The organism is Flavobacterium piscisymbiosum (assembly GCF_020905295.1).
Taxonomy (GTDB): Bacteria; Bacteroidota; Bacteroidia; order Flavobacteriales; family Flavobacteriaceae; genus Flavobacterium; species Flavobacterium piscisymbiosum.
The window spans coordinates 5,596,141-5,609,208 of the sequence record NZ_JAJJMM010000001.1 but is presented as its reverse complement, the minus strand read 5'-3'; the positions used below and the strand labels follow the sequence as shown (position 1 = coordinate 5,609,208).

Genomic DNA, 13,068 nt, shown 5'->3' with positions numbered 1-13,068 from the left:
ATTATTTTAAAAGTTTGTGGGTAAATAGATAATCAGCAGTCTGATACCAGGCAATTGTTTCCTCTAGAAAGGATTTATCCATTGGCACAGGAGTAAGACTGTTATCTGCTTTGTTCCAATTATAGAATGCTTGTTTTTTCTGGTCGGAAAGGATCATTACTTTCTCCTTTTTCATTAAGACAAGCTTTCTGTATGTTCCAAGGAAGGCACGCTGTTCAAATTCAGCATCAAGAACGTCCTTTCCAAAAAATCCTGATTCATAATGCCATTGAAAAAGAGAAAATAATGTAGGCCAGAGGTCAATCTGTGAACATTGTTTTGTAATTTTTTGATTGTACTGTGAAGGCATATTAACTATAAAGGCTGGAATATGATAGTTTGCAACATCAATTTCATCTTTTCCGGCACTGCTGGCACAATGGTCTGCAATAACTACAAAAACTGTATTTTTAAACCATGGTTTTGTGCGCGCTTTTGTGAATAACTGCTTAAGTGCATAATCAGTATACTTAACAGCTCCCTCACGACTTGTACCCGAGGGGATATCTATTTTTCCTGACGGATAAGTAAAAGGCCTGTGATTAGATGTAGTCATAACGAAGTTAAAGAAAGGCTTTCCTTCTTTAAACTGCTTATCGGCAACAGTTAGCATTTTATTGAAAATATCCTCATCACAGATTCCCCATGCATTTTCAAATGTAACCTCTTTATCCGTAATGTTATGGCGGACTGTCTTAATCTTGTCGCTCAGGACACTTCCCCTGCCTCGGTCATAAATTGTAAAACCATTTCCTCCGAAGTAGGAATTCATATTGTCAAAATAACCGTCACCCCCATAGAAAAAATTAGAGTCATATGCTTTTGATTTAAATACGTTGCTGACAGTGTAGAGGTTTTGATTCTCTGGCCGTTTAACGATTGACTGTCCCGGAGTAGGAGGAATGCAGAGTGTTACGGCCTCCATACCTCTGACGGTTCTTGTGCCTGTAGCGTACATATCATTGAAAAATATACTTTTCTGCGCCAGACTATCCATAAAAGGTGTGATATTTTCCTTATTGCCAAACTCTTTTAAAAAGCTTCCGCTGAAGCTCTCAATAAGTATAAATACAACATTTTTGCGATCCAGCGCAGACTGGCTGTCCTTAATGCTTCTATGAATGGAATAGCCTGTTGTGGTAAAAGTGGTTGAAGGATCCTTTAGTTTGTTTTTGACAATTCGAAATGCTGTATCGTTGTCAATACTTGTATAAAAGTCTGGGTATTTCATCTGATTGTTACGAAAAGCAGCAAAAAATGAATAAATACCCGATTTTGATATTTCAGAGTTATATCTGTTGGAAGACCATTCAGCCTGATAATTGAATATAAAAGATCCAAAGAATAGTGCTAAGGATACGCATATTCCAAGTACAGCAAACTTTATCCTTAAATCAGCAGGACTATTAAATGTTTGACTAAAAGCATCTCTTTTGTGAAAAATAAACAGGAAAAATAAAGAAATAATTAAAACTCCAGATATTAAGATTGGCAATGGATATGACTGCTGTATATTAGCTACGACTTCGTGTGTATAAATAAGATAGTCGACAGCTATAAAATTGAAACGGGTTTTAAATTCGTCCCAGAATGTGAGCTCTGCGAAAAATGTGAATACAAGAATAAAAATATTTAAAGAGGTAAAAAAGATAACTATTATCTTATCCAGAATTGAACCTACCCATTTTTCAGGTATCAGAGTATAATAAATAAGTCCGGGAAGGGATATAAAAACTATTGTGCCGGCATCAAAAAACAGACCTGTGAGTAGGGTTCTTAAAATATCAATAATATTCCATGAAACTTCATCATACTGCCAGATAAAAAATATAATTCTAAGAACCTGTGAAAGAATTAAAAACCAGATTATAAAATGAACCGGCAATGCATATCTGCCAGTTTTTAACGATAACTTACTCATAAACTCAATAATTACAGAGCAAAGTTTACATCTCAATATTGTATTAAATCTGAATTTTTGGTTTTTGTTAAGAATTATTATTATTGAAGAATTATTCTTCAGGTTTTTTTTATGACGTATTTATCAATAATTCATATGAAAATATGTAAAAAATGGGTTAATGCAGAACTCTCAGAAACGAACACTGAAACAATGAATATTATTATTGTAAGAGTAAGAGATTTTCCAGCCATTTAATTCCGTGATTTTTTTTATTATTGCCAGTCCTAGGCCATTACCATTTGATGATGCTCCGCTTTTAACAAAGCGGTTAAATAATTTTTCAATAGGAAGAGGGATATTTACCCCTGTATTTAAAATAAGCAGTTCGCTACTCATTGTTCGGATAATAATACTACCGCCATCATGATTATGACGCACAGCATTAAGAACAAGGTTATTAATTAATATTTCTGTCAGAACGGGATTTCCGATGATTTTCAATTGTTCAGAAATCTGCACATTTATTAAAATTTCTTTCAATTCTGCCTGTTCATTGAAAAAATCCAAATGTTTGTCAATGTGTTCATTAATTAAAATGGTGTTTTTCTCCAAGTAGATTTCATGTTCAATTTTAGACAACAGCAATAGGTTTTTATTGAGTCTGTTTAGTTTAGCAACATCTCTGCTCAAAGCCCCCAGCACATGAGTCTGTTCTTTATTGAGTTGCATCTGGAAAAGTGTGTCAATTTTATTTTGGAATAGCGCCAGAGGGGTCTGAAGTTCATGTGCCGCATTTTCAACAAATTCTCGCTGGCCCTTATAAATAGCCGTGTTTTTCTCAATTAGAGTTTCAAGGCTTTTATTTAGACGGTCAAATTCATCAATGTCTGTCTCTACAAAATGTGGCGGTTTATTTTTATCTATTTCAAATTCATGAATCTGATCCAAAGTATTGTAGAAGGGTTTCCAGCGTTTAGAAGCCGTTTTTTTTGAAAGCCAGACAATTCCAATAAAGAGTATTATAATTATAAAAGTAAACATGGCTGCTATGCTGTAAACCATACGTTCCATTTCCAAAAGATGTATTTTTTCGGTGTAGGTGTATCTTTTACCTGCAATTTCGACAGGTGCATAAATAATGCGAAAAGGTTCTTTTTCATCAACTGCTGAATCTTCCTGCATAGTACCGACGATCGAGTCCTTTGTAACTCCCATATCCGGAAGTATGGTAAAATGCAGATTGAATCTGTTCCATGTCTTTATATCCTCTGCCGTGAAATTCTTGGTGCTTTGCTTTACAAAAGCATTTTTATGCTGCACCAGCACTTCTTCTGTTTCGTAAACATATAGCCATTGACTTACAAAGTAGAATATTGGAGCACAGATGATCAGAATGACTACAGCCAGGGCAAGAAAATCACGTGTAGTTTTATGAAGCAGTTTTTTTTTATTCATTTTTCCCATTTATATCCTTCGCCGTAAACTGTTCTAATGTAGTCGCCAGAACCAGCCTTGGCCAGTTTTTTTTTGAGGTTTTTAATATGTGCATATATAAAATCATGGCTGTCAAGCATATCGGCCATATCTCCTGAGAGGTGCTCTGCAATTGCGGCTTTTGAAAGCACCTTGTTGTTGTTTCCTATCAGAAACAAAAGAAGGTTGAGTTCTTTTCGTGTCAAATCTACTCTCAGTTCATTAACCATTACAGTTTTTGTGAAAATTTCAATTCGGATTTCTTTAAAAACAATACTGTTGCTTCCCTTAAAGTTTCTGCGTCTTACAAGAGCCTGCATTCTTACCAGCAGTTCTGAAAGATGAAACGGTTTAGTAAGATAATCATCAGCCCCAAGGCTGAATCCTTCAATCCTTGTTTCAAGTGTTTCTTTAGCCGAAATTATGATCACACCGTCTGTTTTATCTTTATTTCTAAGTTCTTTTAATATATCAAATCCATTCCCATCAGGAAGGGTTAGGTCTAAAAGTATACAGTCATAATCATAGTTGTCAATTTTCTGTACCGCTTGAGCGTAATTGTACACGGTCTCACATGTGACACCGTTGTCTTTAAAATAACTCGATATGCTTTGAGCTATTTCCTGCTCATCCTCTATTATTAGAATTTTCATTAAAATTAATTACGAATTGATAACAGATTTTTACTAATATAAATTTAAGATATAAGGACATAAACTAAAGCTCTTTTTGCTTTCATTTTATCTAAACTCTTGTAATATGTTTTTTGAAAAACATGTAAGTTTACATTCCAATTTTGAATTAAATCTGAATTTTAGCAGTTTCTTTTTTTTTTAACTAATAAATGAGATTATTTTTACTGAAAATAATTGTGATTACTAAATTTTAGAAGTGCAGCACATTATTTTTGTGCCATGCTGGAAATAATGTTTATTCCTAATGCGAGTATGGTTGTATTAAACAGAAATGACAAAACCCCGTGTAATAAGGCAGTTCGTCTAATCTTTCGATTAAGAATTGAAACATCAGAAACCTGAAATGTTGTGCCGATTACAAAAGAAAAGTAAACAAAATCTAAATAGTCCGGTTCTTTTTCTCCGGGAAAATCAAGACCATCGTATGAATAATGAAGGTTAGCATATTTGAATGCAAACGTTGTATGTACTACCGACCAGGCAGTGCCCACCGAGGATAAAGTCATGACAGTATGCGTAATTAATTCCGTTCCAGTTTTTTGCCCGGCAGATAGATAGAGCAGCAAGATTCCCATAAGACTTACGGATGTTGTTAAAAGCATAAATACCGATAATACCGTGCGTCCCGAATCCTGTTTTTTAGCGCTTATTCTGAGTTCATCCACCCTGCAGGTCAGGATGGTGAACCACGCAAAAAATAAATGGGTCAAGGAAAATGCCAGCCAGACTGCCATTAGATGTACAGAAGCTTTGTTTGTACCACTTCCGATAATAATAGCAGTAATTCCTCCTGCAGCTGAAGAAATAATAAGTCTCGACCTGTTGCTGAGCCGGTTAATAAAAGCTGTTGCATTCATAATTAATTACATAATTTATTTATTAAAAACTGCTATTCAAAAATGTTCAATTTTTCATTATAAATAGGACTTTCAATATTTAGAAAATTTAAAACACTGTGAAAAACATGATTTTGTGAAAGTGTTTTATTTGGCTTAATCTTTTTTGAATTTTCTGATACCCATACAATAAACGGGATTTCATACTGCTCTTTTGGTGCAATACTTATTGGAAGACCGTGCATATAAAGATTTTTTTCTCCCAGTGATTCACCGTGATCTGAAACAAAAATCATTGTACTGTTATAGTCTTTTAATTCTTTTAAATTATCAATAACAGTCTTGAGGATGTAATCAGTATAAACTATGGTGTTATCATAGGCGTTTAGTAATTCAGTCTTAGAGCAGTTTCCCAATTCAACGCTGCTGCACACTGGGCTGAAATTTTGAAATTGCGCAGGATATTTCTTGCTGTAGGTAGGTCCGTGGCTGGTACTGGTATGCAATACAAAGAGAATTTTATCCTTTTTACTGGCAAGTACCTGATCTTTAAAGCGAGTAAGGAGAATCCCGTCGTAACTGCAGTCTGCTCCTTCACATGACCGACTTAAAAATTCCCTGTTCTGATAATTTTTTATATGGAGAGGAGGCTCTCCCCAGTTTGTTGTTCTCCAGATAACTTCTATATTATTTCTAAATAAGTAGTTAGGTAATATTTCATAAAGTTCATCAGTCTTTTTATAGTCAAGAATTGCTTTTACGCCTGCGGTGGTGTAAGTTGCAGAAGAAACAGCCTTAAAGTGGTATAAATTCTCTGTTTTCGAAAGCAGCGGATTGGTTTTTTTCTTATAGCCGTATAAAGAAAAGTTCTCACTTCTTGCAGATTCACCTATTACTAAAACCACAATGGATTTTTTGTTGTCCTTAATAACAGCATCTGGTAATAATATTTCTTTCTGATTTTTCTTGTACTGGTGAATGTAAAAAAGCGATGTGTTGACACTATAAGACCATGGCATTGCCAATCCTCCCAGTTTTTTTGAATTTTTGTCAATCCACAACCAGTTACCGGAATTAACAAAAACCAGTATCAAAACCAGGATAAGGGCAGAAGTGCATAGCGTTATAAATTTTTTAAATGGTTCATTTATGATTTTTATTTTAAAAATCAATATGCCCGGAATAATGCCCATTACAATTATGTATAAAACTAATTTTATTGAAAAGAAACTGCTTGATTCTACAGGATTAGTGTTCATTATGTTGCCAACCATGCTTTCATCTATAATTATACTGTATGTATTAATAAAATAAACAGCAGCGGCATTGATTATAAAAAATAGTAAAAGCAGCAGTTTACCTGTATAGCGGGAGAGAAAAAGCAGGAAATAAAAAACTAAAAAATTTAAAACCAGCATTAATAGTACTAAGCTGAGAATTATTATGATGCCGTTAAAACTCGCATAATCAAGATTATTCAATACAAAGCTGAAGAAAGGATAGTGAAAGATTAAAAAATTTACAAAGCTCATTATAAAGGCAAATTGCGCGGTTGATAAATTACTTTTTAGCATATACGGCAACAATTTTAATTAGAGAGAATGTCAAGGTTAGTAAAGATAAATAATATATGATAAAATTTTCATTAATAATTTTATTTATCAATACTAAAGAACAGACTAGAGAGGCTGTTATGAAAAAAGGATAATATTTTTTTTCATTTATCCATTTCCAGAGATTGTATTTTTTGCTTATAAATATACCAAGCAATGCCGAAACATATCCGATAATACTGCCTATGATGACATCTATAGGGTAATGAGCTCCAACGCCAACTCTTGTAAAAACAAGGATCAGGCCTGTAATTACAATAAAAGAGCTCCATATTATTTTAAGTTTAAGCTTGCGGGGCATAAATGCAAATAATAAGAGAGTGAGTGCTGTAAAAACTGTTATTGAATGACCCGAAGGCACGCTGTTATTGCCCGACAAGGTTTTACCGATGATTATAAAACTATCATTGTTAAATACAGCAGCGGGCCTTGGCACTGCGAAGATTTTTTTCAGAAAACTTGAAAACATACAGGATATAAGAAGTGCGGAGGCTAAAGACTCCCATAGTTTTGGTGCGTATAAAATAAAAATGCTTAAAAACGAAAACACGACTAATGCATTGCCAGTTTCAGTAAGATTGTATTGTATACTGGGATATCTCGAAAGAATTGAATTTAGTAGAAAAAAGTAATCCTGCTGAATTTTTATGTATGACTCAGCACGAAGTGAATCCTCTATATACAGTAAACTTAAAATGGCAGAAATAAGAAAAGCTGGTAAATAAAAAAGAGATAATTTCAGCTTGGAAAAATTGTCAATTACAATTGAGTTCATTACGTATTTTATCGGAGGATTTAATTGCACGTAACGGATCTTCTTTATTTTAATAATCGTATGTTCAAGGAATAATTGATACATTTTATAAATCTTTGTTTATCATAACTTTACACTGGCTTAACCTTGATAAAATATTAGAAATATTTTATTGTGAAAGATTATAATTCAATTTTGTAGTTATCCTGAATTTTTATCTCTACGTTTTTTTATATCTATTATTTTTGGTATTATGTAGTTGAAAATCAATGCTTTGTTTTAGTTTTTGTTTTTTTTTTAAAACAGAAATTTAACTTTTGAAGCAGCACATCTGTGATAATATTTACGATTAGGAAGCAATGTAGTACGTTTAAAAAATTTAGATTAGAAACTTTAATTGCCGAATTGATCCTTAAGTGAAATAATTTTTTCTAGATCATTTTTTTACACATCCTTGTAGTCATTGAGGTTTACCACTGAGTAGTGTGAATTATGTTCGTAGGCGCAGCATTCACCTTAAGACCTGTAAAGGATATTAGGGAAGATCTACAGGAGTTGTTGTGATTGCCGCTGAAGGTTTTTAGCAAATTCCAAATGCATTGCGAGCTTGAATTCATAAACAATTACTGTCATATAGCGCAAAAAACTAAAGCCTCCAAAGTCATCTGACTCTGGAGGCTGTTTTGTCAGAACCTTGCCATTCTAATTGGTAATTATTTTTATAGGATCTTTCCCTGACGAGGAATTAAATCAAGATTATTAATGCCTGTAATTTTGTAAAGAAATAACGAATTTAAAAATGCTGAGCTGATATAACCAAAAGTGCCGTTCTTGGTAGCTGCAGGATTCTTCTAAACATATTTGGGCTGCCTCATAACAAAAAGGAAAAAACCCGCCATGCAACTAATTAAATGGCGGGTGTCCATAAACATAATCTTCCATTTTATGTCTACTTATTAAAAGCTTGTTTAATCAAACGTTGAATATACAACTCAATTTTGTAGTTATCCTGAATTTTTATTTCTATGTTTTTAGTTTTTATGTATCACAACAAAACATCAAAGTACAATTAAAGATACCAAAAGTGTAATTTTTATAGATTGACACTAAGCTACTTTTGTCACGTCGCAAAAATAGCTTAGCCGGCATAAGATATAGCGATTCAAATTATTATTTAAATTAAAATTTCTCATGAAAATAATACAAATTACCTTGGTAATTCTTTCGTTTTTCTTTTGCTCATTAGATGTTAATGCACAAAATAGCCAATTCAATATTCCAAAAGATCGCAAGATCAATATTGGAGTATTAGTGTATGATGGAGTAGAGATAGTGGACACAGGTGGTCCGATTGATGTTTTTGTTAAGGCCAATAATATGACAGGCAAATACAAAATTTACACAGTATCAGCTACTAATAAAAAGCAGATAATTATGGATGGAGGGACGGTAAATTTGGTGTCGCAGTATACCATTTACGATGCACCTCAATCTGATATCCTGATAATTCCAGGAACCTCTCCGGAGATCGTTAGAACTATCTCAAAAGACAAAAATATGATGGATTGGATTGTAAAACAAAATGAAAAGACCCAAATTACAATGTCAGTTTGTACTGGAGGTCTTATACTGGCAAATACTGGGCTTCTTGACGGGCATTCTGCAACTACACACCATTGGTCTTTGGACGAGATGCGATTACATAAAAAAATAAAAGTGAAGCAAGAGGCACGATTTGTAGCTGATGGCAAGTTTTTGACGGGTGCCGGAATTACTTCTGGAATAGATACAGCGCTTGAGGCTGTAGAAATTATACAAGGCAAAGATTTTGCAGATGAAATTGCTCAAGGTATGGTTTACGATCGTTACAATGACATGGAGTTTTTATTAACAAAAAAATAAAAACACTAAATCAATAACTACTGATGGATTCATTTTATCAGTAGTTATTCTATTTTCCTTCATAATGTTTTCTGTGAAATTCCTTAGGGGTTTTACCGATATGTTTCTTGAAGAATCTGTTGAAATAGCTATCAGTTTCAAATCCCAGCTGCCAGGCGATCTCCTTGCTTGAAGCATTCGACCAATACAGCAGTCTTTTGGCTTCTAATAACAAATGTTCGTCTATTAACTGTTTTGGAGTTTTAAAAGTGGAACTTCTAATATATTGAGTTAATATTCGTGTGCTAACATTGAGCCTGTCTGCATAAAATTTTACTTGATGTTGCTTTTGAAAATTTGCCTTTAAAAGCGTTTTAAAATTACTATAGATTCCATTTTTATTTTGATCCGTAATAGGATATGTCTCTGAAAGTCTCAAGCACTTTACTATTAAAACGTTTAGCAATGCTTTGAGTAATTCATAGTCCTTTTTATCATTTAGACTTTCCCTTGCAATAATTTTGATAATTTCATCCAGCTGATTAAGTTCCTCTGAAGAAATATTGATGAATGGTCTGGAAAATACTTGACTCACTTTTTGTAAAAAGGTCTGCTGTTGATCCGAAATGAAATTTGTTGAGAATGCTATCGAAACTATTTTACAATCACTTATATCAGGGTGCGTGTGAACGTGGTCAATGTCCAGCATTAAAACTGCGGGAGATGAAACTAATTCATGTTCGAAATCAGAAAGATGAGCAACAGATCCCTCATACAAAAAACTCAGTATGTAATAATTATGGCTATGTGCATTTAGATCCGAAAACATGAATTTTTCCAGATCATCTTCTTTTAGGAATACAAAATCATTTTTGAGATCTATTTTATATCGAGGCAAGATAGTATTCATTCTTTTAAATTATCAATTCTTCTGGTAAGATGTTCAAATTTAATGCTTCTTTGCCAATTTTACAATAACATTATAGTGTTTCCTCTATGTATTTCTGGTTAGTAAAATCGATTGTTGTCCAAAATCCATAATCCTTCAGGCCACATATTTCAAATAAGATTTACACTTAGCTATCCTGATTTTTAAAAAATCTTTTTACGATAAACACACAACTGTAGAAAAAAGCTATCTAAGCTTTCTTTTAATAGGTTTTTCATTGTTGGTTTTTCAAACTCAATGAAACTTAGTCATTGGTGGCAGATATTTGAATGCTTGCTGCTACTAAGACAAAAGCTTCAGAGAAATTTGGTTTTTATTTGTCTACTTTTATCATTGTTCTGGAGAAAAGCTAGTTCGTGCTCTATTTTTTCATCTGTTTAATTACTTTGTAGTTGTCACATTCTAAATCCTCTTTTGTGAGAAGAAAGCTTTTGTTGAGGAAATACTGAAACCTGAGCAATGGCTTCCTTTAATGTCGGAATTGAATTTATTGAAAGGTTTTTTAGTTCCGATTTTTTCAAAAGTTGTCCATATCTGTCTTTATTTGTGATTTCCATTTTTTGTATATCAAAACCGTCGTTTTCTTTTCTTACCCAAAAATCGCATACAATACGGGGATTATCATCTCCAGACCATTGTAGATAAGTCGTTAGTAAAAAGTTTCCGTCTCTAGTAGATCTTTCTTTACCATTGTTACAGGCTTCCATATATTCGGTAATGCTTTCTTTCAACTTTCCAGGATAGGCTACTTGTGTTTGAAAAGAACCATCAAAGCCTTTGGCTATAAGAATTTTAGCGAAGTCATTTAAATCAGGCAAATGTTTCATAATTTTAAATTTTAGTTTATTATTTGAATATTGTAGTTTCAATACGGTGAATTTTTAATATTGAAACTTTAACTATCAGGTATAATCAATTTTGATTACACCCTTTTTTATTTATCTTTGCATCACAAAACTCAATCAAAAGAGTCGGCTAAAAGTTTTAGATCTTCAATTAAAAGGTTCGTATTCGCTCCTTCTAAGTCACTTAATGAGACAACTAGTCAATAGTTGTCTCATTTTTTTTATACGAATATGTAGGTTTTTCAAGTCTTTACAGCGTAATATTTTACGGTTCGAATTTTTCACAAGGAATTCTTAGTCTGTTTGAAATAAACAGTCTAAAAGTGGCTTTATTAGAGATTTAATCGAAGCTGAACTATGATTCGAAATCCCGTTAAGGATATAGAGTTTTTTTCTCTTTTGGTTTATCGTAATTTTTTGACACTAAATATAGTAATTCCAAAATAATTTTTGCCTCCTTCTCATCTATCTGAATGCCGTTCTTGGAAAGAATAATAACGGCTTTTTCTACTGAAACATTCTTCTCAATGAAATTCATTTTTTCTACTTTTTTTTCGGTTACTTTTTTTTGATAAAATTTTTAACAGCACCTGATTTAAATCTAAAGATAGGTCACCTGTTTTAAAATTAATGTCGGTCGGTGGAATAAGATTTACCAGATGCCTTTTATCAGAGGTCTCAAATTCAGAAAATCTCTGAAAAATTTCAACTAATGATTTTTCTTCGATTTGATTTTTTCTATCAATAGCTTTTAATTTAAAAGCAATATCATGTGCTTCCTTTTTAAGATTTTTGGTACTGACTTGATTCTCTTTTTTTAATTCATTGTAATCATCAATTTTTAATATTCCGGCTATAAATAGTTTTCTGCCTTGAGAAAGGGTTATCCCCTCTTCTTTTATTTTCCTCGCTATTACTTTTTGGGTGTATAAATAACTTGCTTTTTGTGTGTTGATATTCTGCTCTTCTAAAATTTTTTTAAATAATTCAATCGCATTATTTGAGAGTATCAATTGTTGTAGTTTATTTTGATAACAATCATTGAGAAAGAAAGCATTTATCCTTGTTCTACAGCCGTTATGACAATGATAATATGGATAATTTTTTGATCTTCCTTTTGAGATACTTCCGCTAAGTTTTCGATTACAGACAGGACATGTTAAAAAACCTCTGAGAAAAAATGTGGATTGCAAATCATTTCTTTTAGCAGTAGTTTTTCTTTTAGTATTAATAACAGACTGAACCTGATTAAACAAAGTTTCAGATATTAATGGTTCGTGTAATCCTTTTACCATTTGCTCTTCGCTAGATCCAAGTTTGACCGGTATAAGTCCGCAATAAACTGGATTGTGCAAAATCCTGAAAAAGTGTGATCTTGAACAGATTAATCCTCTATTATTAGCTATTTTTATGATTTCAGTTATTCTATGATCATTCTTGGCAACTTGATAAAAAGCCCATTTTATGATTTTAGCTTCAGGCTCTTTAGGAGCAATACCTTTTTTACCATCCATTGATGTTAAATTGATAAATCCTAATGGTGCTTTATTGGGATATCTACCCATCAGCTTCGCTCGGCGAATTCCGTTTGAAGTGTTTTGAGCTCTTCGAGTATTTTCTGCTTCCGGAACAGCTAAATATACAGCCAGCATAACTGTACTTTCCGGTACGGAGAAATCAATTGGCTGGTCAATAGCTTTTGCTGTTGTTTTATATTTCCGAAGCTTTCCAATCATTTCATAAGCATACTCAATATTGCGGCTGAATCGATCCCATTTGATAAATAATATGTTTTTATTTTCACCAGATGATTTCTTTTTGATTTCTGAAAATAATCGGTTCCATTCTGGTCTATTGAAATTCTTTGCGGAGAAATCTTCACGATAAATTCCTTTGACTTCTATATCGTAGAATTTGCAATACTTCAATAATCTTTCTTCTTGCTCAGGCAAGGAATAACCTTTTCTTTTTTGTTCGTCAGTACTTACTCTGACATATAAATAAGCAGTTTCCATAACAAAAAAAATTAAAGAGATTTCTTGGTTTGTCTTTAGTTAGTAACATTTCTAGATATCTCAGT

Annotated in this window: 10 protein-coding genes; 1 reads left to right on the top strand and 9 read right to left on the bottom strand. The window is 32.8% G+C overall.

Going from position 1 to position 13,068, the window contains the following annotated elements; all coding sequences use genetic code 11:
* Window position 1: 1 nt before the first annotated feature.
* The 6 genes from LNP81_RS23595 to LNP81_RS23570 form a co-directional block, all read right to left on the bottom strand.
* Complete coding sequence (locus LNP81_RS23595; protein ID WP_056249986.1) at window positions 2-1,960, bottom strand: LTA synthase family protein; 1,959 nt, start codon at window positions 1,958-1,960, stop codon at window positions 2-4.
* A 171-nt stretch (window positions 1,961-2,131) separates the two neighbouring features.
* Entirely contained in the window at window positions 2,132-3,397 is a 1,266-nt protein-coding gene (locus LNP81_RS23590) for a sensor histidine kinase (RefSeq protein ID WP_230039709.1), read from the bottom strand.
* Window positions 3,394-4,068 (bottom strand): response regulator transcription factor, encoded by a 675-nt coding sequence (locus LNP81_RS23585; RefSeq protein WP_056249981.1) that lies wholly within the window; start codon window positions 4,066-4,068, stop codon window positions 3,394-3,396. The genes LNP81_RS23590 and LNP81_RS23585 overlap by 4 nt, the downstream gene beginning before the upstream one ends.
* A 248-nt stretch (window positions 4,069-4,316) precedes the next feature.
* Entirely contained in the window at window positions 4,317-4,967 is a 651-nt protein-coding gene (locus LNP81_RS23580; RefSeq protein WP_056249979.1) for a DUF1345 domain-containing protein, read from the bottom strand.
* Between the two features lie 32 nt (window positions 4,968-4,999).
* Complete coding sequence (eptA, locus tag LNP81_RS23575) at window positions 5,000-6,520, bottom strand: phosphoethanolamine--lipid A transferase EptA (RefSeq protein WP_230039708.1); 1,521 nt, start codon at window positions 6,518-6,520, stop codon at window positions 5,000-5,002.
* The gene (locus LNP81_RS23570; protein ID WP_198529589.1) at window positions 6,507-7,334 is read right to left on the bottom strand and encodes a phosphatase PAP2 family protein; all 828 of its coding nucleotides are present in this window, start codon (window positions 7,332-7,334) and stop codon (window positions 6,507-6,509) included. The genes eptA and LNP81_RS23570 overlap by 14 nt, the downstream gene beginning before the upstream one ends.
* 1,170 nt (window positions 7,335-8,504) lie before the next feature.
* Here LNP81_RS23570 and LNP81_RS23565 point away from each other — a divergent pair.
* Window positions 8,505-9,215 carry a DJ-1/PfpI family protein gene (locus LNP81_RS23565; protein ID WP_056249971.1) on the top strand — a complete coding sequence of 237 codons (711 nt, stop codon included), beginning with the start codon at window positions 8,505-8,507 and terminating at the stop codon, window positions 9,213-9,215.
* A gap of 49 nt (window positions 9,216-9,264) precedes the next feature.
* Here LNP81_RS23565 and LNP81_RS23560 read toward each other — a convergent pair whose 3' ends face one another.
* The 3 genes from LNP81_RS23560 to LNP81_RS23550 all read right to left on the bottom strand — a co-directional run bounded on the left by LNP81_RS23560 (window position 9,265) and on the right by LNP81_RS23550 (window position 13,003).
* The gene (locus LNP81_RS23560) at window positions 9,265-10,104 is read right to left on the bottom strand and encodes an AraC family transcriptional regulator (protein ID WP_056249969.1); all 840 of its coding nucleotides are present in this window, start codon (window positions 10,102-10,104) and stop codon (window positions 9,265-9,267) included.
* A gap of 434 nt (window positions 10,105-10,538) precedes the next feature.
* Window positions 10,539-10,970, bottom strand: coding sequence for a hypothetical protein (locus LNP81_RS23555; protein ID WP_056249967.1), 432 nt, complete (start codon window positions 10,968-10,970; stop codon window positions 10,539-10,541).
* A gap of 542 nt (window positions 10,971-11,512) precedes the next feature.
* Entirely contained in the window at window positions 11,513-13,003 is a 1,491-nt protein-coding gene (locus tag LNP81_RS23550; RefSeq protein WP_230039707.1) for a recombinase family protein, read from the bottom strand.
* Between the last annotated feature and the right edge of the window lie 65 nt (window positions 13,004-13,068).